This window comes from Nocardia sputorum, assembly GCF_027924405.1.
Taxonomy (GTDB): domain Bacteria; phylum Actinomycetota; class Actinomycetes; order Mycobacteriales; family Mycobacteriaceae; genus Nocardia; species Nocardia sputorum.
In genome coordinates this window covers 6,840,305-6,862,785 of record NZ_AP026978.1, presented here as the reverse complement: position 1 = coordinate 6,862,785, position 22,481 = coordinate 6,840,305, and the positions used below count along the sequence as shown (strand labels likewise).

Below are 22,481 nucleotides of genomic sequence, written 5' to 3'. Positions count from 1 at the left end.
CAACGGCGCGTACCCGATTCTCGGGTGTCCCCGCACCCGTGGCGATTACCTCTCGGGTAATTGAGCGGCGGCCTCCGGCGCGGCGGGCGTCGCCGACTCCGTACGCGCCGCCTTGTCGCGACCGCTCGCGGTGCCGAGCACCGAACCCAGGACGACCAGTGGAAACCCGATCACCATGCCCGCCGTCAGCGGCTCGTCGAGCGCCGTGACGCCGAGCAGGATCGCCACCGCGGGATTGATGTAGGTGATCACCGTCGCACGGGCGGGACCGACCTCGGCGATCAGCGCGAAGAAGAACAGGAACGCCGCGGCCGTGCAGACCACCGCGAGGCCGAGTACCGACCAGGCCGCGTCGGCGGTAACCCGCGCCGGCCACCGGTAACCGGCGAACGGCGCGTAGATCGCCGCCGCGAGCAGCAGCGATCCGGTCACCACGCCGAGCGGAGGCAGATCGGCCAGCGCGCGATTGATCACGATCGGGCCCACGGCGTAGCCGATCGTGGTCAGGCCGATCGCCGCGATCGCCGCGGGGTTCCCCAGGTCGACGTCCAAACCGACCAGGGCGGCGACGCCGGCGAACCCGATCAACAGGCCGACCAGCCGCCGTGCGTCGAACCGATCGTGACCGAGCGCGGTCACGATCACCACGGCGATCAGCGGCACCGCCGCGATCAGCAGGCCGACGGTCGAGCTGTGCAGCGTGGTCTCGGCGTACCCGATCAGGAACCACGGTCCGGTGATCTCCACCAAGGTGTAGAGCAGCAGTGGCCGCCACCGCCGGAACACCGGCGTCAGCGCACGGGAGAACAGCGCCACCGGCAACAGCAGCAAGCCGCCGATCAGTGTGCGGCCGAACGCGACCACGATCGGGTCCAGATCCTCCACCGCGACGCGGATCATCGCGTATGGCACGCCCCAGATCACGCCCATCGCCAAGAACAGCGACCACCCGCGGCGGGTCATCGCGCGCCCGCCGTTCGGCGCCCTGGGACGGCGATCGGCGCGGCGCCGAATGACCTCTGCTCGGTGGGGAACATGCTCCGCTCGCTTTCGACGACCGGGAGCTTAGCCAAGTGATCCGATCATCCGACAGATCCAGTTCCCGGCTCCGGCAAGGCCGATTGCCGCCGATTCCATGTCCTTTTCGTCCGATTGGGGCGAATGATGCCCCTGCGCAACGGTGTCGGGCTAGTCTCGCCGGGAGCGAAGGGAAGGCATTATCGTGGTCGACGTGATCCGCCGGCTCGCCCCGAGCGAGGAGATGTTCGCCGCGGGCGAGGTCTTCATCGGCTATACGGCGCGGGTATCCGGCCGGTTGAACGTGCGGGCGCTGACCGCTGCCTTCGAGGCCGTCGCGCGAGCGCATCCGATCCTGCGTGCCCGCATCGAGCCGACCGAAGCGGGCGGTCATGTCTTCGCCGTGACGGATGCCGTGCCGGAGATCTTCGTCGCCGATGCCGACCCCGAATTCCCCCTCATCGGTGCGAAATTCGATCAGCGAGCGGGCGTCTGCGCCCTGTGCGTGGTGCGCGACGGCGACACCGCGAGCGTCACGCTCATGATCCATCACAGCATCGCGGACGCCTTCCACGCGTTCGTCGTCGTCACCGAGTTCTGGGCGGGGTATCGAGACGCGATCGGCGGCGGTACGCCGCAGCCGCCGGTGCGCGCGTTCCCCGATCCGGTCGAGCAGCTGCTTGCGGCGCGCGGCATCGAGAAGATGGCGTTGCCCGGCTCCGTGCCCGCCGACGCCACTCCCGCCGCGGCGACGCCCGGCGTTCCGGAGCGCGACGACGAATACCCGATGCTGTGCACCACCCGGTGCAGGTTCACCCGGGAGGAGACCACCGCGCTGGTGGCGCTCGGGCATCGGGAGAACGTCACCGTGCACGGTCTGGTGTCGGCGGCGCTGTTGCGCACCGAAGCGGAGATTCGCGAACTACCGCTCACCGGACTGCTCTACCTGTACTCCGTGGACCTGCGCACGAGGGTGACCCCGGAGATCGGCGCGACCGAGGGGACGAACGTCCTCGGATTCGCCAATTACCTCTCCCCCGACTCCGACGTGACGCTGGTGGAGTCGGCCCGCGGCATCAGCGAGGCGTTGCATGCCGGCCTGGCCGCGGGCATCGTGCAACGCACGCCCCTGAGCATCCCCGACATGGCGGCCGCACCCAGGCCCGCGCTGCCCGGCGTGGTCATCGCGACCAACTGGGGCACCATCCCGCCGCTACCCGAACACGACGACCTGCGCATCGACGACTTCCACTCCACGATGCTCGCGAAGCCGGACCTGACCGGCCGTCGACCGCAACAACCAGGTGGCGGCACCTGCGTCATCAGTACCTTCGACGGTCGGCTGAGCGTCGAGATACACCATCCGGAAGAGTTCACCGAGCTCCAGCGCCACCGCGTCGAAGTGCTGGCGCGCAATCTTCGCGCCGTCCTCGCCTGACGGCGCGATCCGCTCGCGCGAGTGGACCGCCCGCTCCGCGTAACCGCTCGCCGGTGCGGTGACCGGCGAGTTCCGGCGGCCGCGCTGTTATGGTTGGCCCCTTCCGACGCCGCCGGGCCACGGCGTATCGCCTGCCCACAGTCGTTCGCCCGGTGACCGGGCGTCGTCAGGATAGTTCCGGAATCACGCCGACGAACGGAAGGAACAGCATCCTGTGGCAACCACAAACGGCGGGTCCGCGCGGGTCGCGGTGATAACGGGCGGTTCTCGCGGCATCGGCCGCGCGTGCGCCGAACGTCTTGCCGCTGACGGGTTCGCGGTTGTCCTGAATTTCGCGTCGAATGCCGCCGAGGCCGACGACACCGCCGAAGCCATTCGCGGCGCCGGGGGCGTAGCGGTGACGGCCCAGGGGGACGTCGCCGACGAGTCCGCGATGGCGGAGGTATTCGACCGGGCGGAAAGCGAATTCGGCGGAGTCGACGTCGTGGTGCACGCCGCGGGCCGGATGCAGCTCGCGCCGCTGGTCGATCTGGATCTGGCGGTGCTCGACAGCACCTACCGGACCAATATCCGCGGCACATTCGTCGTAGATCAACAAGCGGCGCGGCGGCTGCGATCCGGTGGCGCGATCATCAACTTCTCCACGTCGGTGGTCGGCACCGCGTTCCCGACCTACGGGGCCTACGCCGCCAGCAAAGGAGCCGTCGAGGCGCTGACCATGATCCTGGCCCGCGAACTGCGGGGCCGGGACGTGACGGTCAACGCGGTGGCGCCCGGGCCGACCGCCACGGATCTGTTCCTCGACGGAAAAGACGATGCCACCATCCAGCGACTCGCCGACGCCGTGCCGCTGCAGCGACTCGGCACACCAGCCGACATCGCCGCCGTGGTGGCATTCCTGGCCGCCCCGCAGGGACATTGGGTCAACGGTCAGGTCATTCGCGCCAACGGTGGACTCGTGTGACCGAAATCACCGTCGGCTCGCGATCGCAACTCTCGAGCGCGATCGCGAGCCGACGGGTCGGTCAATTCGATGCTTTCGCGGTCGTGCTGGTAGCCGGGGCCGCGGATTGCGTTGTGGTCGTGGTCGGTTCAGTGGTGGTGGGCTTCGTCGTCTCGACCGGCGCCGCGACCGGTGACGGGGCCGGAGTGGTGGCCGCCGGTGCCGTGGTCGTGGTCGTGGTCGGCGCGACCGTGGTGGTCGGACTGCTCGTGCTGCCGGTCGTCGTGGGAGCGGCGCCGGTGGGCGTCGCCGACGTGGTCGAAGTCTTGGCGGGTTCGGTGGTCGGCGTCGCCGAGGTGGTCTCCACCGCCTTGTACACGGCGGCCAGATCGGCTTCTTGCGGCTTGGACGTCGGGTCGACCTGCTTACCGGCCTGCGCCTGCTTCGCCAGATGGGTGAGCCAGGCCGCCGCGTACTCGGCCGAGGTCAGCGGCTTGCCCGCGGCGGGGTCGGCATCGTCCCAGTAGTCGAAGTGGTGACCGGTGTGGTTCGGGCCGAGCGTGAGGTTGTACGGGTCGCTCAAGATCACGGGAATCGTGTTCTGATTCGTCACGATGAGGCCGACGATCTCGTTGAGCACCTTCTGCGGCAGGTATGCCAGCGGCGACATCTCGTTGGTCGAAATCGAATCCGCCTTCGCCGGGGCCTTCTTCTCTCCCGGCTTGTACGCCGGATCGGAGACCCGCAGCAGCACTTCCAGGAAGGTCTCGTCGCTCTGCATCCAGTTCGGCTGCGACTGGATGTCGGCGAACGCCGCCAGCGCGATCCGGCCCAGCACCACCGCCACGTCCTGCCCGGTCGCCGGCGTCAGCCCGTCGCGTTCCAGGGCGTCGACGTTCAGCTGCCTGCCGACGTTGACCACCAACTGCAGCAGCGAGATGTTCTGCGGCGCCGAACAGGTCAGATCGCCGTCCGAGCAGAACGACGCGATCTTGCCGTTCAACGCACCGAAGTCACCGCTGGTGCCCTGCACCGCACCTTGGCCGGGGACCGGGTTGGTGCCGTTCTGATATTGCTGGTCGAAGCCGTCCGGGTTGCCGAACGGGTCCTTCGACCCCGGGAACGGCCCGTCTCCCGCCGAGCGGCCCGAGTCCGCCAGGATGACGACACCGACGACATCGTCCGGATCGACGACTTCATAGGCCCCGTCCTGGCCGGGCTCCTGATGGCCGATCTTCATCGCGACGCGGCGCACGACGTCGGCGCCCTCGCTGTACCCGACGATCGAGAACTTGGTGTCGGGGCAGGCCCGCGCGATCTCCCGCATCACCCGCTCGGTGTTCGCGACACCGGCGTTGACGGCGTCCTCGTAGGTGGCCATGTTCGCCGGATAGGCGATGTAGACCGCGGCGTACGCGTCCGGATCGACGTCATCGGCCGGCGCGTTGACGACCGGATCGACCCACTCACTGCTGTGGTCACCGGACAGCGCGGCGGGCAGCGGGTTGCCATTGGCGTCCACCAGCATCTTGGTGGTGCCCTCGACCGGGGTGTCGTTACGACCGGCCACCGAGATGGTGACCATGTCGCGGCATTCCGTGACGGACGTCGTGAGCTGCGTATCCCTGGTTTGCGGCGACGACGTCAGTGCCAGCGAGGCGGCGACGACCGCCGCCACCCCCAATGCCGCCGGGGCGGCAACGGCCGAAGCGATCCGATGCCGCGCGAAGAACTCGCGAAGAGCCATGTCCTGTTTCCCATTCCATACACCGACAAAGTGGACGGACAAGCCCCCCGACGGGCCATACGTCACCGAGAACGTCGTGGTAGGGAACCCGAGCGTTACTCGGGTGGGTGCTCAGGAGAAGTACGTCACCCGCGCGCCATGTCCACGAAGCGGGACAGATGCAGCTGATGGGCCACGGTGATCGTCGCGGTCGGGCCGTTACGGTGCTTGCCCAGAATCAGGTCCGCCTCGCCGCCGCGCGGGTCGTCGCGCTCGAAAGCGTCGGGACGATGCAGCAGGATGACCATGTCCGCGTCTTGTTCCAGGGATCCCGACTCGCGGAGATCGGACACCATTGGGCGCTTGTCGGTTCGCTGTTCGGGACCACGGTTGAGCTGGCTGATCGCCACCACCGGCACTTCGAGTTCCTTGGCCAGCAGTTTCAGGTTGCGGGAGAAGTCCGAGACCTCCTGCTGCCGGGATTCGACCTTCTTGCCGGAGGTCATCAGCTGCAGATAGTCCACCACAACAAGTTTCAGGTCGTGGCGTTGCTTCAGCCGCCGCGCCTTGGCGCGAATCTCCATCATGGTCAGGTTCGGTGAATCGTCCACGAACAGCGGCGCCTCGCTGATCTCACTCATCCGCCGCGCCAGCTTGGTCCAGTCGTCGTCGCTCATCCGCCCGGACCGCATGTCCCCGAGCTTGATCTTCGCTTCCGCCGACAACAACCGCATGACGATCTCGGTCCGGCTCATCTCCAGGGAGAAGATAACGCTCGCCAAGCCGTGCTTGATCGAGCAACTACGCATGAAATCCATTCCCAGGGTCGATTTTCCAACTCCAGGCCTGGCCGCGACGATGATCATCTGGCCCGGGTGCAGGCCGTTGGTGATCTCGTCGAGTTCGGTGAAACCGGTGGGGACGCCGAGCGAGATGCCGCCGCGGCTGGCGATGGAGTCGATCTCGTCCATCGTCGGCTGGAGCAATTCCTCCAAGGGGAGGAAGTCTTCGCTGGTGCGGCGTTCGGTGACCTCGTAGACCTCGGCTTGGGCGCGGTCTACCACCTCGGCGACGTCCTGCCCGTCGGCGCCCGCGTAGCCGTACTGGACGATGCGGGTGCCCGCCTCGACCAGGCGGCGCAGAATGGCCTTCTCGGCGACGATTTCGGCGTAAAAGCCGGCGTTGGCCGCGGTCGGCACGGTCTGGGTGAGCGTGACCAGATAGGGCGCGCCACCGATGCGCTTGAGTTCGCCGCGGCGGTCGAGCCCCGCAGCGACGGTCACCGGGTCGGCGGGTTCGCCGCGCCCGTAGAGATCGAGGATGGTGTCGTAGACGGCCTGATGCGCGGGACGGTAGAAATCGCCGGGACGAAGGACCTCGACGACGTCGGCGATGGCGTCCTTGCTCAACAGCATGCCGCCGAGCACCGACTGCTCGGCCGCCATGTCGTGCGGCGGCTGGCGGCCGAAGTCTTCGCCGGGAGGTTCGGGCGGGAAGTCCGTGTGCCCGCGGTCATCGGTGGTTGTCACCAGACTCGACCGTCCTCTCTACCCCACGACCGGGTTCCACCCTGTCGACTCGTTTTACTCCCGGGCACCGACACGTTTGGGAAAGCCGTTGACCAGGGCTCCAGCTACCGCCACGGCACCCGCCCGCGCACGCGATGGGAGGCGATCCGCGCGCAGCGATGCGACGAACCTAGGCGACCCGATGGGTGTGGACCAAACCGCGCTGTGCACACAGCTGTGGATAACTTGGGGAAAGTTCACCAAACCGTGTGCAGCCCCTGTGTACAACTTGGGGAAAACGCAGGTCGGCCAGGTCAAATACGCAGATAGATATGCGCTTCCGCGGTTTTCCAGGTGTGGATTAATGAAGTACCGGCGTGTCGGCCGAGTTGAACAGCCGGGCGTGTTGGGTTAACAGAACGTGAGCCGCATATGACTTGAATCACATTGCGGACGGTCGGTTTGACCGGTAATCCACAGGCTGGACGAATAAGGCGCAGCCGCGAGGTCATGCGACGCCCCGATTGTCCCGAATAACGCTCTCGAGTATCCGGCAAACACTCAGCTATGAATGGGCCTCGAATGACAAGGCACAGCTGAGGACCACTCCCATCGCTGAGACGGGAGTGGTCCTCGACGCTCTGACTCGATCAGGCGGCAGTGACCGTGAGGTCGAACTTCGCCACCACGTCCGGGTGCAGGTGCACCACGATGACGTGCTTGCCGGTCGTCTTGATGTGCGCCTTCGGCAGCTCGATGCTGCGCTTGTCGACGACGGGGCCACCCGCCGCCTTGACGGCCGCCGCGACGTCCGACTGGGTCACCGAGCCGAAGAGCTTGCCGGTGCCCGCGGTCTTGACCGCCAGCGAGACCGACTCCAGACCCTCGAGGGCCTGCTTCAGCTCGTTGGCGTGGTCGAGGTCGCGGACCCGGCGGGCTTCCTGCGCCCGGCGGATGCCCTCGACCTGCTTCTGCGCGCCACGGCTGGCCAGGATCGCCAGACCGCGCGGCAGCAGGTAGTTGCGGCCGTAGCCGTCCTTCACCTCCACGGTGTCGCCGGGGGCACCGAGGTTGTCCACATCAGCAGTCAGAATCAACTTCATTTGCGTGCCTCCCTTTCTCAGCGAGCCGTCGACACGTAAGGCAGCAGAGCCACCTCACGCGAGTTCTTGACCGCAACCGCGACGTCGCGCTGATGCTGGACGCAGTTGCCGGTGACGCGGCGGGCGCGGATCTTGCCGCGGTCGCTGACGTACTTGCGCAGCAACGCCGTGTCCTTGTAGTCGATCGTGACGGTTCCGGTCTTGCTCTCCTTGCAGAACGAGCAAGCCTTCTTCTTGAGCACCTTTTCGCGCGCGGGCGCTTTAGGCATGGTCTTGTACTCCGTAATCACTGATGGCCCGACGCGAGCGGGCCGCTGTGGCCGTTCTCAGAACGGCGGTTCGTCATCCATGCGGCCGCCGCCCCCGAAGGAGCCGGCCGCGGGCGCACTGCCCCAAGGGTCGTCCTCGGCACCGCCGGAACGCCCACCGCCACCACCGGAGGAGGCGTAGTTGCCACCGCCGCCGGACCCGAAGCCGCCGCCACCGCTGCCACGGCTGGTCTTGTTGACCTTCGCGGTGGCGTAGCGCAGTGAGGGACCGACCTCGTCGACCTCGAGCTCGACGACCGTGCGCTTCTCACCCTCGCGGGTTTCGTAGGAGCGCTGCTTGAGCCGTCCGCTCACGATGACACGGGAACCTCTGGTCAGGCTTTCGGCGACGTTCTCCGCGGCCTCCCGCCAGATATTGCAGCGCAGGAACAGCGCTTCGCCGTCTTTCCATTCGTTCGAATTACGGTCGAACACACGGGGAGTCGACGCGACGGTGAAATTCGCCACCGCCTGTCCCGCCGGTGTGAATCGAAGCTCCGGGTCGGCCGTCAGATTTCCGATGACGGTGATGACCGTGTCGCCTGCCATGTGGTTCCTCCTGCTCGGTGTGCAGTCCGCGTCTCGCTGTTGCGCTAGAGCCTAGGCACAGGCTCCGACGCAAACGAGGGTTGCCGGACTACTTGTCGTGGCGCAGAACCTTGGTGCGCAGCACCGTCTCGTTGAGACCCAGCTGGCGGTCGAGCTCGCTCACGGTGGCGGGCTCGGCGGTCAGATCGACCACGGCGTAGATGCCCTCGGCGTGCTTGGCGATCTCGTAGGCGAGCCGGCGGCGGCCCCAGATGTCGACCTTGTCGATCTTGCCGCCCTCGGTGCGAACGACACTGAGCAGGTTGTCCAGCGACGGACCAACAGTGCGCTCGTCCAGGCTCGGATCGAGGATGACCATCACTTCGTAATGACGCACGGACCAATCACCTCCTGTGGACTAGGAAACGGCCACGGACGGTCCGTGGCAGGAGGGTCGTTGCGTCAGCAACCCGAACAGGCTACATGAGCGGCGGCTGAGCAGTGAAATTGCCCCGGCGCGCGGTCCGGGCGGGCAGGCGACCGCGCCGCGCGTTCGCGTCCGTAGGAAGGGGGAACGGCGGCACCGCCCGGACCGTCCGCTTAGGGTGGATCCATGCCGACCGGACTCGCCGCCAGCGACTTGCCCGCGGGTCGCGTGCGACGCCGTGCGGCGCTGGCCATGGTGGTGGTACTGCTCTGCGGTCTCGTCCTCGCCCTGGCGTACGCGAACAAGGCGCGCTGTGCGGGGGCGCCGTTCGACCGGGACGGGCGCAGTACGGTTTTCGATGTCATCAAGGACTCCGACGTCTGCTATTCGGATATCCAGTTCCTCTGGCTCGGCAGAGACATCAACGAACACGTCTTCCCCTACGTGACCGGCGGCATCACCGACGACGGCGCGTTGGTGGGCGGCGCGGTGGAGTATCCGGTACTCAGCGGTGTGCTGATGTGGCTCGGCGCGACCGGCGCGCACAACGACGCCGATTTCCTGCGGTACTCGGCGCTGCTGCTGGCGCCGTTCGCGCTGCTGACCGCGTGGATGCTGGCTCGCCTGGCCGGTTGGGCCGCCCTGTTGTGGGCGGCTGGACCGCCGCTCGTGCTGTATGCCTTTCACAATTGGGAGCTCCCGGTGGTGTGCACCGCGGTGGCGGCCGTCTACGTGATGGCGGCGCCGACCCGCTACTCCGTGCGGACCAGGGGAATCGTGGCCGCTGTGCTGCTCGGGCTCGGATTCTGTCTCAAGCTGTACCCGGGGATCTTCGTGCTGCCCCTGCTGGCGTACGTGCTGACCGGGGGCGAGCGCGCGGGAGAAGGGCCGCGGCGCAGGCTGGACGTCCGGGGCGCTCTGCTCACCGCGGCCGCGGCGGTCGGCACCGTCGTCGCGGTGAACCTGCCGTTCGCGCTGGCGGGGTACGAGGGCTGGCGCGCGTCGATCACCTTCCAGCAATTGCGGCAGGCCGACATCACCACGAATTCGATCTGGTATTGGGGACTGCGGCCGATGTTCGGTCCGGACGCGCGCAGCGAGGCGGCGTTTCAGCAAGTGGTCTCGGTCGCTTCGCCGCTGCTCGTGCTCGCGGCGTTCGCGCTGGCCATGTGGCTCGGCGGGAAGCGCTACCGGACGACCGGCGTGTTCCCGTGGGTCGGGGTGAGCGGCGCGATGCTGTGTGGATTCCTGTTGTTCCACAAGGTGCATTCACCGCAGTACACGTTGTGGCTCGTGCCGTTCCTGGTATTGCTCGAGGTGCCGTGGTGGTTGATCGGCAGCTATCTCGTCGCCGACGCGGCGATCGGCATCGGGGTGTTCCGGTACTTCTACTCGATGGGCTCGGGCACCGCGGTCGAGCAGATGGAGAACGTCGTCGAGTTCGGTGTGTGGGGGCGCGCCGGCCTGCTCGTCGTGTTGTTCTTCGTGTTCCTGTGGGCGCTGCCGCGCGGGAGCCGGTCGGCGGCGTCCCCGGTGCCGCGCTCGGACCCCCGCAATCTGGTCCCGGTCGTCTAAGGCCCGCCGTGCCTGGCGCGGAAGGCGGCGCTCTTGGCGCGATTGCCGCACAGCGTCATGTCGCACCAGCGGCGGGAGCCGCCGCGGGAAGTGTCCACGTAGAGCCGGGTGCAGGCGGGTCGGCCGCACTCTTTGACGAGTGCCCCGCTGCCCGAGAGCTCGATCGCTGAACGCGCGATGGCGGCCAGCGCCGCGTCCGCGTCGCCGGAGCGGACGACCGTGCCGTCGGCGCGCAGGCTGATCGAGGGCGGTGCGGCGTCGGCGAACGCGTTGACAGTCCGGCGGTCGGCGTCGTCGAAGGTGCGTCCCTCGGCGGCGGCGTGCGCCATGCGGTAGGCCGCCTCACGCAGGCGGACCGCTCGGGCGAGAGTGTCGGCGTCGCTGTGCGGGGGGTGGTCGAGCAGTCCTGCGGCGACGATCCAGTCGGCGAGCGCGGCGGGGGTGGTGAGGATGTCCTCGAACGTGGTCGATCGCGCCTTGACGGTGCCGGCGAAATCCAGGGCGAGGTCGCCGCTCACGAAGGTGAACACTCTCGCATGATAACCGCCTTGACAGGTTAGTTCGGCGAATGCGACCGTGATAACCACCCTAGGTGGTTAGTTACAGGAGGGTCCGTGCAGAGTCGATTCGCGATGGCGGCCGCGCAGCCGGTGTTCGTCGTGCTGTGGAGCAGCGCGTTCATCGCCGGTGTGATCGGGGTGGGCGCCGCGCCACCGCTGATGGTGTTGTTCGTGCGCTTCGCCGTCGCAGGGGTCCTGCTCATGGCGTATGCGGTCTTCGCGCGCGCCGCGTGGCCGCGTGGCCGCACGTTGCGGCACGTGCTCGTCGCCGGGTTGCTGATGCAGATGGTCCAGTTCGGGGCCTTCTACACGGCGATGGCCGAGCATGTCTCGGCGGCGGTGATCGCGCTGGTGCAGGGCCTGAATCCGGTGGTCATCGCGCTGTGCGCCGGACTGATCGGCGAAGTGGTCACGCTGCGGCAGTGGTTCGGCTTCGGCATCGGCGGAGTCGGGGTCGCCCTGGCGGTGTTCGACCAGTCCCACTTCTCCGCGACCGGACTGCTGTTGTGCGTGGTGGGACTGCTCGGCCTGAGCATCGGCACCGTGTATCAGAAGCGGTTCGCGCCCGCCGTCGATCCGAAGGCCTCCACGGCGCTGCACGTGGCGGTGAGCGCGCCGATCGCGGGGGCGCTGGCTTGGGTGTCGGATCAGGCGCAGGTGTGGGACGCGGGCCGGTTCGCCGGGTCGCTCGTCTGGATGGTGCTGGTGAACTCCATGGCCGCGTTCCTGCTGCTCAACGCCATGCTGCGGCGGTGGGATGCGACGAGGGTGGGCAAACTGTTCTTCGCGACGCCCGCCGTGACCGCGATCCTGGCCTGGCTGCTGATCGATCAGCCGTTGCGGCTGCTGACGGTCGCCGGGCTCGGCATCGGCCTGGTCGGTCTGGTGTTCGCCGCGCGCCCGCCGACCGGCTCGGCGGCCGGGGCGAGCAGGCCGGTGCCTGCGGCGCGGTGACCTACTTGCGCCCGCTCTGCCACTGCATGCCCCACTGATAGGCCTGGTCGAGTTCGCGCTGGGCGCCGTTGACGTAGTGCACTTCGCGATGCACGGTGATCCCGGCCCCCTGGTTCTGCAGCAGAGCGATGGCGCACGAGCGGGCGCCGTCCACCGGAGAGTCGAGCCGCATTTCGACCTGCGGACCGGCTGTGGGATACAGCGTCACCACACCGTCGGCGGCGGCCCAATTGGGCACGCCCTCGTAGATGAAGGCGAAGATCAAGATGCGCCGGAACAATTCGGGCCTGGCCAGGTCGATGTGCAGGTTCTCGCCGGTAGCGGCCGAACCGCTGCGATCGTCGCCGTCGAGCCGGATGTAGGGCTCGGCCTCCAGCGTGCCGAAATTGTTCCCGATCGCCTGGACCACGCCTTTGGCGCCGTTGGACAGTTCGTAGAGGCAGCCGAGGTCCAGATCCACGGGCTTGGACCGGCGGAAGAAGCCTTTGGATCCGCTCGACCAGTTCAGGTTGACCCGCATGGTGCCCTGCTGCTCACCGGGCTTGGTCAGGTTGATACTCGGTGTCGCCTTCGACAGGGTCACCTTGGACAGGTTGACGCCGCCGGGGTTGTCGTCGATCGCCATGGCGCGATCCCCCCTCTCGAAACGAGAGCGGCAGCGGCCATCCGTCGGATGGGGCCGCTGCCGCAACAGGTCTTCGGCTGCTTGCCGGAGATCAGCCTACCGGCGTCGGTTCTCGTTCGCTGTCCAGTTCCTCCTCGTCCGCTCGGCCGTTGCGGACGATGCTCGTGATGAACGCCGCGCCGATGAACGCGACGCCGACCATGCCGGTGATGAGCTCGTTGATGTGCACGCCGATCGAGACCAGCAGGATGGCCGCGAGCGCGCCGATCGCCCAGTGCGCGCCGTGCTCCAGGTAGACGTACTCCGACAGGGTGCCCTTGCGGACCAGGTACACCGTGATCGACCGGACGAACATGGCGCCGATCAGGCCGAGGCCGAGCGCGATGATGATCGGGTCGGAGGTGATGGCGAACGCGCCGATCACGCCGTCGAAGGAGAACGACGCGTCGAGCACCTCCAGATAGAGGAACAGGAAGAAGCCCGCCTTACCGGTGGCCTTGGCCAGCTCGGATGGGCCGCCTTCGGTGTGCTCCTCGGTGTGGAACATGGAGCCGAGGCCGTCCACCGCGATGTAGGTGATCATGCCGAGCAGGCCGGCCACCAGGACGGTCGAGCGGTGCGCTTCGTCGGCGATGTACTCGGCCGTGAGGATCAGGCCGGTGCCCGCGACCACCACGGAGAGCATGTCCAGCTTGCCCGCCTTGGCCAGCGGCCGCTCCAGCCAGCTCAGCCAGGTGATGTCGCGTTCCTCGAAGATGAAGTTGAGGAACAGCAGCGCCAGGAACATGCCGCCGAACGCCGCGATCTGCGGGTGCGCGTCGGTGAGCAGCTTCTCGTAGCTCGGGCTGCCGTCCGGGAAGGTCAGGGCGTCGCCGGGGGGCGGGTTGAGGGCCAGGTCGAAGGCCCGGACCGGATCCAGCCCGGCGGTGATCCACACGATGGCCAGCGGGAAGACCAACCGCATACCGAAGACGGCGATCAGCACGCCGATGGTGAGGAAGATCCGCTGCCAGAACGCGCTCATCCGCTCCAGGACGGTGGCGTTGATCACGGCGTTGTCGAACGAAAGCGACACCTCGAGGATGCCGAGGATCGCGGCGAGCGCGAGGGCGGTCGGTCCGCCGTACACCAGGGCGACGACGAGCGATACCACCGTGACGACCAGGGACATGCCGAATATGCGCAGGACCACGCTGGGACCTTTCGTGAGTTATAACGAGGCGGCGACGGTTGCTACCAGCGTGGCTGCTGGATCGCCGGTTGTCCAACGCGCTCCCAGGGCGCCGGCATGCCTGGGGTCGCACGACGAGGGGGCCCGTCACCGGGCCCCCTGCGAACAGCGAAGTGTTCCTTAGACGTTCACGCCGTAGTCGCGGGCGATGCCCGCCAGACCGGAGGCGTAACCCTGGCCGATCGCGCGGAACTTCCACTCCGCGCCGTTGCGGTACAGCTCGCCGAAGACCATGGCGGTCTCGGTCGAGGCGTCCTCGGTGAGGTCGTAGCGGGCGAGCTCCTCGCCGTTGCTGCGGTCCACCACGCGGATGTAGGCGTTGCGGACCTGGCCGAAGGACTGCGACCGGGAGTCGGCGTCGTAGATCGAGACCGGGAAGAAGATGCTCTCGATCGTGGGCGGGGTGTTCGCCAGGTCGACGTTGATGACCTCGTCGTCGCCCTCGCCCTCACCGGTCCGGTTGTCGCCCGCGTGCTCGATCGCGCCATCGGGCGACCGCAGGTTGTTGAAGAAGACGAAGTGCTGGTCGGACAGGACCTTCTTGTCCGCGCCGGTCGCGATGGCGCTCGCGTCGAGGTCGAAGTCGGTACCGGTGGTGGTCCGCACATCCCACCCGAGGCCGACCGCAACAGCAGTGAGGTTAGGCGCCGCCTTGGTCAGCGAGACATTGCCGCCCTTGGACAAACTGACACCCATGCGGGATTCCCTTTCAATAGTCCGTCATTGGTTCCCAGCATGTCCGAATCGCCGGGTACGCCATACGACAGTAGTAGGTTTCCGCGAACTTGCGTAGGAACCGGCGCAACCCCCGGCGAACTGGAACATCTCCTACCATCGGGGCGTGGCAGGGCGCAGGCGCGGTTGGTTCCGTTCGTCGGGAAACGACGAGTGGATCGAACACGCCCGCGCCACCCTGGCGACGGCGTTCCTCGACATGGACCGGCGGCAGAGCGCGGCCGACGCGGCAGTGCACGCCGCCGAGCAGATCTTCCCGGAGCGGCGGATCGGCGCGCGCTGGGAAGCGGTGCGCCACAGATGTTATGGGGCGGCGGAGGTCTACCTGACGCTGAGCGCGGAGCTGGAGGCCGCGCAGCAGGGCGGCCCGCCGGTCGCGCGGGGCCGGGAGCGCGTCGACGCCGCGGTACGGCAGCTGACCGACGCGGCGCGCGCGGTCGACGAGTTCTACCGCGGCGACCAGGGCAAGTTCGAAGAGGCGGTGGCCGTGCTCGGCGCGGTGCCGCAGCTGGTGCAGCAGGTGAAGGCTGCCGCGGCCGGTGTGCGCGGCCGGGCCGCCGAATCGGAGTTCGAGCACTATCCGTCGGTGCGCGAGCGCGCCGCCGCGGTCGATGAGGCGCTGGTCACACTGGAGGCGGCGGGTGCGGGCGCACCCGCGAGCACGGTGCGGGAGGCCGCGAACCGACTACAGACGGCCACCGGTGAGCTGGCGGATGCCTTGGCGCAAGCCCCATCTCGGGCCGGGGCGGCGAACACCGCGATATCGTCCGTGACAACCCGCCTTGCCGCCGTCCGGACCAGGGCGGAAGGGGTTCCGCAGGCGTTCTCGGCGCTGCTGCGCGAGTTCAATGCTGCGAGTTCGGCCGATCTGGCTAACAATGAGCGGGAAAGCCAGCGAGCCATCGAGGCCGCGGACGCGGCCCTCGGCAGGGCGCGTGCGGCGGCGGCAGAGAACAATCCGGAGTTAGCACTTGATCTGACCACATCCGCGCGCGGGTACCTCGCCGAGGCCGAGCAGCGAGTCGACGCCGTCACCAAGCGGCTGACCCTGCTGCGTGCGATTCGGTCCGACCCGCAAGAACAGGCCAAGGCCGTACGATTCCGGTTGCGGGACGCGCAAATGCTCGCGGTGAGCCGTGGGCTGGTCGCCGAATGGGGTTCGGTGCTCGACGCGCAAGCGGCGCGGATCGACCGAATCAGCGAAACACTGTCGGGGCGTCACCCCGACTACTGGGCCTATGTGGCGGAACTGGATGCCGTCACCGAATTCATAGCCGGGGTAGTGGATCGAATGAGAAGACAAGCAGGACCACGACGAGAATGAGGATGGGGCAACGATGACCGCAGGCATCGCCGTCCAGCAGGAGGTTTGCCTGCGGAAGCGAATGCCGCTGCGCCACTTCCGGCAGTTGCACGGGCCGGAGGCGAGGCGACTGTTCCACCGGCAGCCCGAACCGTTCGGCGACGACCACACCGATCGTGAGCTGCTCGCGGTCGGGCTCGGCGCAACGCTGTACGCACCGGCGACCAGGCCCGATCTCGCGCTGACGATCGGCAGGCGCGCCGAGCACGGGGTGTGTTCGATGGTGATCGACCTCGAAGACGCGGTCGCCGATCACGAGGTCGAGTACGCCAAGCGGCAGACCGTCGCCGCGCTCGATCTGCTCGCGGGCAGCCATGACGCCAACCCGCTGTTGTTCGTGCGGGTGCGCGACGCGGACACGATCACCGAGCTCATCGAGCAACTCGGACCGGGTGCCAGGGTGCTGACCGGTTTCGTGTTCCCGAAGTTCGACAGCGTCACCGGGCCGAAGTACCTCAACGCGCTGAACGTGGCGGCCCAGCGGGTGGACCGGCCACTGTACGGAATGCCGGTGCTGGAGTCGCCGGGGCTGGTGCACCGGGAGACCCGCGATTACGAGCTCACCCAGATCGCGGCGCTGCTGGCCGCGCACCGGGACCGGGTGCTCGCGGTGCGGGTCGGCGCGACGGACATGTGTTCGACGTTCGGCATCCGGCGCGATCGCGACCTGACCATCTACGACGTACGCGTGGTCGCCGACGTGATCGCCGACATCGTGAACTACCTGGGGCGCGCGGACGGCACCGGTTTCGTCATCACGGGACCGGTGTGGGAGTACTTCGCCGACCACGAACGGATGTTCCGGCCGTTGCTGCGGACCGCGCCGTTCGAGGAGTCCGACGCGGTGCCGTTCCGGCAGTACCTGGTGAGCCGGGATCTGGACGGCTTGCTGCGGGAGATCACGCTGGACCGGGCCAACGGCATCCAGGGCAAGACGGTGATCCACCCGTCGCACGTGGCCGCCGTGCACGCGCTGTCGGTGGTGACGCACGAGGAGTACTCGGACGCGCTGGACATCCTGCGCGAGGACGTCGGCGGCGTGGCGGCCTCCGGCTACCGGAACAAGATGAACGAGATGCGGCCGCATCGCAGCTGGGCGCGGCAGACGCTGTTGCGTGCACGGGTGTTCGGCGTGGCGAACAAGGGAGTGTCCTTCGTGGATCTGCTGACGGCGTTGGTCACCGTATGAGCCGGACCTCGACCGAATTCGGTCACAACGAAATATTCTGGGCGACAAGAAATCTCGGCATCGGGCTGCATCACGATCCGGAAGGCGGCGCGGAGCGGCTGCGTTCCGCGCGGCTGCCGATCACCGCGCTGGTGCAACCGGGCGTTCGCCACAACAATCGGCGCCGGGCGCATCTGCTGGTCTCCACCGTGCTCGGCAAGCACCTGCCCACCGATCCGCGCGTGGTGCTCGGCGCGGGCGATCAGCTGGGCGACCTGGTTCGAGCGGTGCTCGGTGCGCGCGAAGCCGTAGTGCTCGGATTCGCGGAGACCGCGACGGGGCTCGGCCATTGCGTGGCCGCGCGGATCGGCGCGAGCTGCTACCTGCATTCGACCCGGCGCGCGGTGCCGCACGCGACGACGCTCGCCGGTTTCGAGGAGGGGCACTCACACGCCACTTCCCACCTGCTGCAACCGGCGCCGGCCGGCATCTTCGTCAACGATCTGCCGCTGGTGCTGGTGGACGACGAGATCTCCACCGGTGACACCGCGATCGACGCGGTGCGGGCACTGCACGCCTTCGCGCCCCGCACGCACTATGTGCTCGCGTCGCTGGTGGATCTGCGCACCGATGCCCAGCGGGCCGAATTCGACTCCGTGGCTGCCGAACTCGGGGCGCGCATCGACACCGTGTGCCTCGCCACCGGCCGCGCGTCACTGCCCGACGGACTGGTGGACGCGGTCGGCGCACTCCCCGAGCCTCGGCTGAACCCGACCGCCGGGCACACCGGTTCGTTCGGGCGCGTCGAACTCCCGTGGCCGACCGCTGTGCCGGAGGGCGGCAGGCACGGCATCCTGGCCTCCGACACCGGCGCGTTCGAGGCCGCGCTGCTGGACGCGGGAGGTGCGCTGACCGCCCGGCTCGATGCCGACTTCCCCGGCCGGGCCGTCATCGTGCTCGGGCACGAGGAGCTCATGTACCTGCCCCTGCGGCTGGCGGCGCTGCTCGCCGAGTCGGGGACGCCCACGCGTTTCCAGACCACCACGCGGTCGCCCGCGTACGTGCTGGACGAGCCGGGGTATCCGTTGCGGCGGGGGTTCCGGTTCGTCGCGCCCGAGCCGGGCGACGCCGAGCCGCGCTATCTGTACAACGCGCAGTGGCCCGCGACCTCGCTCGACCTGTTCGAGGCCGACCTCGCGGGGCTGGGCGCGCTGCTCGCTGGTTCGCCGCACGGCGATGCCGTCGCGATCTCGGACGACGGTGTCGACAGCGGCGCCGAGGGCGACGGCCCGGCCGCCGACCCGGTGCTCGTCGTCGTGGTCGACTCCCCCGCCGACACCGCGGAGCTGACGGCCGAGCACGGGTTGATCGATGTGCTGACCGCTTCCGGGGCCGACGTCCTGCTGGCGGTGCTGCCGGAGGCGGACCCGCGGCGGCTGCACGCCGAACGCACGGAGTCGGACGGGAGCCGGGTATGACGAGTACCGAGGTGGGTGCGCTACCCACCCCCCTGCACGGACCGCAGTTCGGCTCCTACGCGGCCGAGGAAGTCTCCTGGCTGCTGAAGGATCTGTCGGACGTCGACCTGGAAGCCGACATCGTCGAGCGGGAACGGCGGATACAGGCCGGGAAGGCGCACTACGCGGAGTCGCTGCCGATCGAGTATCAGCCCGACGCGGCGTACCGATCGCTGTTCGACGAGGTGCTCGCGGCCAGCGCCGAGCGGCTCGCGCTGGCCGTGGCGACCGTGTCGGAACTGGTCGTCGCCGAACGCGGCGACGACATCGTGCTGGTGTCGCTGGCCCGTGCGGGCACACCGGTCGGCATTCTGATGCGCCGCTGGCTGCGGGCGCGGCGTCCGAGCCTCGAGGTGCCGCACTACGCGGTGTCGATCGTGCGGGATCGCGGCATCGACGCGGTGGCGCTGGACTATCTGGCCGAGCATCACGATCCGTCCTCGGTCGTGTTCGTCGACGGGTGGACCGGCAAAGGGGCGATCACCCGCGAGCTCACCGAGGCGCTGGACGCCTATCACGCCGCCGGTGGCCCCCGGTTCGACGACGAATTGGCGGTGCTGGCCGATCCCGGGCACTGCGTGCGCACCTACGGCACGCGCGACGACTTCTTGATCGCCTCCGCGTGCCTCAATTCGACGGTGTCCGGATTGGTCTCGCGCACCGTCCTGAACGACACGCTGATCGGCCCCGGCGATTTCCACGGCGCCAAGTTCTACCGCGAACTGGCCGGTGACGACGTGTCCGGGCGTCTGCTGGACACCGTGAGCGGCGCCTTCGACGCGATCCGCGACCGGGTGCCCGCGGAGGTGGCCGGAGTTCGCGCGAGCGACCGGACGCCCACCTGGACCGGCTGGGCGTCCGTGCAGCAGGTGCGCGAGCAGTACGGCATCGCCAGCGTGAACTTCGTGAAACCCGGCGTCGGCGAGACCACCCGGGTGCTGCTGCGGCGGGTGCCGTGGCGGGTGCTGGTGCGCGAGGCGGACGCACCGGAGCACGCGCACATCCGCCTGCTCGCCGCGGCCCGGGGCGTCCCGGTCGACGTCGTCCCCGACCTGGCATATTCGTGCATGGGATTGATCAAGGACGTGCAGCAGTGAACCTATCTCCGAGAGCCCACCGAAGACGTGCGCTGATCGCGACCGATTTGGACCGGACGATGATCTACTCGCGTAACGCCTTCAGCACCACCGCCGACGTGCCGACGGTCTGCGTGGAGCATCTGGAAGGGGCGCCGCTGTCGTTCATGACCACCACCGCGGCGCTGCGGATGCAGACCCTGACCGAACCCGCCGCCATCGTTCCCACCACCACCCGCACGATCAAGCAGTTCGACCGCATCCGGCTGCCCGGAGCGCCGTGGCGCTACGCGATCACCAGCAACGGCGGGAACATCCTGGTCGACGGCGTGCCCGACCTGAGCTGGCGCATCGCCATCGACGCCAAGGTTCGCGCGGGGGGCGCCACGCTGTCCGAAGTGAGCAAGGAACTGCACACCCGCATCGATGACTCCTGGGTCACGAAGTTCCGCGTGGCCGACCATTTGTTCTGCTACCTCGTGGTGAAGCCGAAGGAGGTGCCCGAGGGGTTCTTGGCGGAGTGGGACGACTGGTGTCGTTCACGCGGTTGGTCCGCGTCTCAGCAGGGTCGCAAGATCTACACCATGCCGCAGGTCGTCTGCAAGAGCCGCGCGGTCGCCGAGGTGCGCAAGCGCCTCTGGGAAAGTGGAGAACTCGCCGACGAGGCCCGGACACTCGCCGCGGGCGACGGCGCCCTCGACGCCGAAATGCTGCGCGCCGCCGACTCCGCCATCCGCCCCCGCCACGGCGAACTCGAACACCTCAACTGGACCCACCCCAACCTCACCATCACCCGCGCCACCGGCATCCTCGCGGGCGAGGAGATCATCAACTGGTTCATCAAGGGAGCTCCGGCTTCCGCCGCGTAGTAAGTACGGCATCCGTGTACTGCTCGGTGGTGAGATCGCCGTCGGCGATTCCGAGTTGACGAAGTGTGGACCGAACGAGCTCCAGCGCTTCCGACAGTTCCGCTTCGGGCACGATGGTTTCCAGCTCGATGAACGTGCCGTCCAACTCGGGGACCGTCACCAGTGTGGCCAGCAGGTCGCGTCCTTCGGACTCGAATCGATAGTTGATGCAACGCTTTTCAAGGACGACCAGCTCTTTCAGGCCGATACCGCGTAGCACGGAGTCGAGCACCGTAGGGTCGGCCACCTCGGTTTCGTATTCCGGCTTCGATCCACTGCTCGTGTCGACCGCGGGTTCCTTGTAGGTCAGCAGGGATCGCCGCCCATTGCCCGTAGTGATCGTCCGCAACCGCAGCTCACGGCCCTCCGAAGACAATCGCTCGTCCGGCAGGTCGTAGTAAGTGTCCTCATACTTCGCGCGCTGACCCATGCTCCGCGCCGCCAGCGTAGCCTGCACTGACTCGACGTCACGGACTCGAGCCTTGATTTCGGCCTCGATCATGTGACCGATCCTCTCTTCGCAGCCTCACACCGATTCGGCGGCACTCTCGAAGTTCGACTTGAAGTCCGGGCATTCGACCAGGGGGTCGTGGTTGCAGGTGGCGGCGTGGCGGAGGCTGTCGCGCATGCGGATGAGGCGGGCTATGTCGTCGTCGAGTTGTCGTGCTTTTTCCGCCATGCGGGTGCGGAGTTCGGCGTCGGAGGGGGAGGCGCGTAGGAAGCGGGCGATTTCGGCGAGGGTGAAACCGGCGCCTCGGGCGCAGGAGATGAGGGCGAGGCGGTTCAGGATGTCGGGGTGGTAGGTGCGGCGTAGGCCGTTGCGGCCGGTCGCTGCGATGAGACCGCGCTTCTCGTAGAAGCGCAGGGCGGAGGGGGCGAGGCCGGTTTGCGCGCCGACCTCGGCGATATCGAGCAGGTCGGTCATCTCGTCTCCTTGACTTGAACCGCGCTTCAAGTCACAGACTAGCTCGCATGACAATCCACCACCTCAATTGCGGCTCCGTCCGGCAGATCGAAGCCACCTACGACGGCCCCGCCCCCGCTCATGCCGTGAACCACTGCCTGCTGGTCGAGACGGCGTCCGACGGACTGGTCCTGATCGAGACGGGCATCGGACTCGATGACGTGCGCGACCCGGCGGGCACCCTCGGGGCGGACTGGGTCACGATGGCCCAGCCCGTGCTCGCCGAAGACGAGACCGCGATCCGCCAGGTCGAGCGGCTCGGCTACGACCCCGCCGACGTCCGGCACATCATCCTCACCCACCTCGACGTGGACCACTGCGGCGGACTGCCCGACTTCCCGCACGCGCGGGTCCACGTGCTCGCCGCCGAGCTGGCAGCGGCACTGGCCGAAGCCCCGAGTTACCGCTACCGCCCCGCGCACTGGGCGCACGACCCGCACTGGGTGACCTATCCGTCGGGCCCGACCGGCAACTGGTTCGGCTTCGACGCGCTCCAGCCGAAGGACCTGCCCGACGACTTCCAGCTGATCCCGCTGGGCGGGCACACGGCGGGCCACACCGGTGTCGCCGTCCGCGATGGGGACACTTGGCTGCTGCACTGCGGCGACGCGTACTACTACCATCGCGAACTCGACCCGGCCCCGCAGCCGCACCCGGTGCTGGACATCGTGCAGACCAGCTCCGAGGTCCACCACGACCTGCGGCTGGGCACTCAGGCGCGGCTGCGCGAACTACACCGCGATCACGGTCACGAGGTCACGCTGATCAGCGCGCACGACCCGTGGGAGTTCCAGCGCGCGAGCTGAC

General features: G+C 68.1%; 23 protein-coding genes. 10 read left to right on the top strand and 13 right to left on the bottom strand.

What is annotated here, in order from left to right; genetic code table 11:
* Positions 1 to 45: 45 nt before the first annotated feature.
* The gene (locus QMG86_RS31005; RefSeq protein WP_281876398.1) at positions 46 to 963 is read right to left on the bottom strand and encodes a DMT family transporter; all 918 of its coding nucleotides are present in this window, start codon (positions 961 to 963) and stop codon (positions 46 to 48) included.
* A 268-nt stretch (positions 964 to 1,231) separates the two neighbouring features.
* Here QMG86_RS31005 and QMG86_RS31000 point away from each other — a divergent pair, with 268 nt between their 5' ends.
* Positions 1,232 to 2,455 carry a phthiocerol/phthiodiolone dimycocerosyl transferase family protein gene (locus QMG86_RS31000; RefSeq protein WP_281876397.1) on the top strand — a complete coding sequence of 408 codons (1,224 nt, stop codon included), beginning with the start codon at positions 1,232 to 1,234 and terminating at the stop codon, positions 2,453 to 2,455.
* Between the two features lie 214 nt (positions 2,456 to 2,669).
* The gene (locus QMG86_RS30995; protein WP_281876396.1) at positions 2,670 to 3,419 is read left to right on the top strand and encodes an SDR family oxidoreductase; all 750 of its coding nucleotides are present in this window, start codon (positions 2,670 to 2,672) and stop codon (positions 3,417 to 3,419) included.
* 61 nt (positions 3,420 to 3,480) lie between these two features.
* Here the strand turns inward: QMG86_RS30995 and QMG86_RS30990 are convergent, their stop codons facing one another.
* The 6 genes from QMG86_RS30990 to rpsF all read right to left on the bottom strand — a co-directional run bounded on the left by QMG86_RS30990 (position 3,481) and on the right by rpsF (position 8,968).
* A complete protein-coding gene (locus tag QMG86_RS30990) occupies positions 3,481 to 5,145 on the bottom strand; it encodes a cutinase family protein (RefSeq protein WP_281876395.1) in 1,665 nt (554 codons plus the stop codon).
* 125 nt (positions 5,146 to 5,270) lie between these two features.
* Entirely contained in the window at positions 5,271 to 6,653 is a 1,383-nt protein-coding gene (dnaB, locus tag QMG86_RS30985) for a replicative DNA helicase (protein ID WP_281876394.1), read from the bottom strand.
* Between the two features lie 629 nt (positions 6,654 to 7,282).
* Complete coding sequence (gene rplI, locus QMG86_RS30980) at positions 7,283 to 7,735, bottom strand: 50S ribosomal protein L9 (RefSeq protein WP_281876393.1); 453 nt, start codon at positions 7,733 to 7,735, stop codon at positions 7,283 to 7,285.
* Between the two features lie 17 nt (positions 7,736 to 7,752).
* Positions 7,753 to 8,004, bottom strand: a complete 252-nt coding sequence (gene rpsR / locus QMG86_RS30975) for a 30S ribosomal protein S18 (RefSeq protein WP_043700357.1) — start codon at positions 8,002 to 8,004, stop codon at positions 7,753 to 7,755.
* Between the two features lie 57 nt (positions 8,005 to 8,061).
* Positions 8,062 to 8,592, bottom strand: a complete 531-nt coding sequence (locus QMG86_RS30970; protein WP_281876392.1) for a single-stranded DNA-binding protein — start codon at positions 8,590 to 8,592, stop codon at positions 8,062 to 8,064.
* Positions 8,593 to 8,680: 88 nt separating this feature from the next.
* Complete coding sequence (gene rpsF / locus QMG86_RS30965) at positions 8,681 to 8,968, bottom strand: 30S ribosomal protein S6 (protein WP_040871220.1); 288 nt, start codon at positions 8,966 to 8,968, stop codon at positions 8,681 to 8,683.
* Positions 8,969 to 9,184: 216 nt separating this feature from the next.
* Here rpsF and QMG86_RS30960 point away from each other — a divergent pair, with 216 nt between their 5' ends.
* Positions 9,185 to 10,573 carry a hypothetical protein gene (locus tag QMG86_RS30960; protein ID WP_281876391.1) on the top strand — a complete coding sequence of 463 codons (1,389 nt, stop codon included), beginning with the start codon at positions 9,185 to 9,187 and terminating at the stop codon, positions 10,571 to 10,573.
* On the opposite strand, the gene QMG86_RS30955 is transcribed toward QMG86_RS30960, so the two are convergent.
* Positions 10,570 to 11,103 (bottom strand): CGNR zinc finger domain-containing protein, encoded by a 534-nt coding sequence (locus QMG86_RS30955; RefSeq protein ID WP_281876390.1) that lies wholly within the window; start codon positions 11,101 to 11,103, stop codon positions 10,570 to 10,572. The genes QMG86_RS30960 and QMG86_RS30955 overlap by 4 nt on opposite strands.
* An 84-nt stretch (positions 11,104 to 11,187) precedes the next feature.
* Between QMG86_RS30955 and QMG86_RS30950 the strand changes: the two genes are divergently transcribed.
* Positions 11,188 to 12,087, top strand: coding sequence for a DMT family transporter (locus QMG86_RS30950; RefSeq protein WP_281876388.1), 900 nt, complete (start codon positions 11,188 to 11,190; stop codon positions 12,085 to 12,087).
* Position 12,088: 1 nt separating this feature from the next.
* Here QMG86_RS30950 and QMG86_RS30945 read toward each other — a convergent pair whose 3' ends face one another.
* The 3 genes from QMG86_RS30945 to QMG86_RS30935 form a co-directional block, all read right to left on the bottom strand.
* Entirely contained in the window at positions 12,089 to 12,712 is a 624-nt protein-coding gene (locus tag QMG86_RS30945; protein ID WP_281876386.1) for a TerD family protein, read from the bottom strand.
* A 91-nt stretch (positions 12,713 to 12,803) separates the two neighbouring features.
* Positions 12,804 to 13,904, bottom strand: a complete 1,101-nt coding sequence (locus QMG86_RS30940; protein WP_281876385.1) for a DUF475 domain-containing protein — start codon at positions 13,902 to 13,904, stop codon at positions 12,804 to 12,806.
* A gap of 159 nt (positions 13,905 to 14,063) precedes the next feature.
* Positions 14,064 to 14,639 (bottom strand): TerD family protein, encoded by a 576-nt coding sequence (locus QMG86_RS30935; protein WP_195090739.1) that lies wholly within the window; start codon positions 14,637 to 14,639, stop codon positions 14,064 to 14,066.
* A 145-nt stretch (positions 14,640 to 14,784) separates the two neighbouring features.
* Between QMG86_RS30935 and QMG86_RS30930 the strand changes: the two genes are divergently transcribed.
* The 5 genes from QMG86_RS30930 to QMG86_RS30910 are packed head-to-tail and all read left to right on the top strand — an operon-like array spanning position 14,785 to position 20,671.
* The gene (locus QMG86_RS30930; RefSeq protein ID WP_281876383.1) at positions 14,785 to 16,002 is read left to right on the top strand and encodes a hypothetical protein; all 1,218 of its coding nucleotides are present in this window, start codon (positions 14,785 to 14,787) and stop codon (positions 16,000 to 16,002) included.
* Positions 16,003 to 16,015: 13 nt separating this feature from the next.
* Complete coding sequence (locus QMG86_RS30925) at positions 16,016 to 17,230, top strand: HpcH/HpaI aldolase/citrate lyase family protein (protein WP_281876382.1); 1,215 nt, start codon at positions 16,016 to 16,018, stop codon at positions 17,228 to 17,230.
* Positions 17,227 to 18,687, top strand: a complete 1,461-nt coding sequence (locus QMG86_RS30920) for a phosphoribosyltransferase domain-containing protein (RefSeq protein ID WP_281876380.1) — start codon at positions 17,227 to 17,229, stop codon at positions 18,685 to 18,687. The genes QMG86_RS30925 and QMG86_RS30920 overlap by 4 nt, the downstream gene beginning before the upstream one ends.
* Positions 18,684 to 19,823 (top strand): cysteine protease StiP family protein, encoded by a 1,140-nt coding sequence (locus QMG86_RS30915; protein ID WP_281876379.1) that lies wholly within the window; start codon positions 18,684 to 18,686, stop codon positions 19,821 to 19,823. Before QMG86_RS30920 ends, QMG86_RS30915 begins: the two co-directional genes overlap by 4 nt.
* Before the next feature lie 59 nt (positions 19,824 to 19,882).
* Positions 19,883 to 20,671 carry an HAD family hydrolase gene (locus QMG86_RS30910; protein ID WP_281876378.1) on the top strand — a complete coding sequence of 263 codons (789 nt, stop codon included), beginning with the start codon at positions 19,883 to 19,885 and terminating at the stop codon, positions 20,669 to 20,671.
* Here QMG86_RS30910 and cyaB read toward each other — a convergent pair.
* Both cyaB and QMG86_RS30900 read right to left on the bottom strand, forming a co-directional pair.
* Entirely contained in the window at positions 20,643 to 21,212 is a 570-nt protein-coding gene (gene cyaB, locus QMG86_RS30905; protein ID WP_281876377.1) for a class IV adenylate cyclase, read from the bottom strand. The genes QMG86_RS30910 and cyaB overlap by 29 nt on opposite strands.
* A gap of 24 nt (positions 21,213 to 21,236) precedes the next feature.
* Positions 21,237 to 21,635 carry a MerR family transcriptional regulator gene (locus QMG86_RS30900; protein ID WP_281876375.1) on the bottom strand — a complete coding sequence of 133 codons (399 nt, stop codon included), beginning with the start codon at positions 21,633 to 21,635 and terminating at the stop codon, positions 21,237 to 21,239.
* 47 nt (positions 21,636 to 21,682) lie between these two features.
* Between QMG86_RS30900 and QMG86_RS30895 the strand changes: the two genes are divergently transcribed.
* Positions 21,683 to 22,480, top strand: a complete 798-nt coding sequence (locus tag QMG86_RS30895) for an MBL fold metallo-hydrolase (RefSeq protein ID WP_281876374.1) — start codon at positions 21,683 to 21,685, stop codon at positions 22,478 to 22,480.
* Position 22,481: the final 1 nt, after the last annotated feature.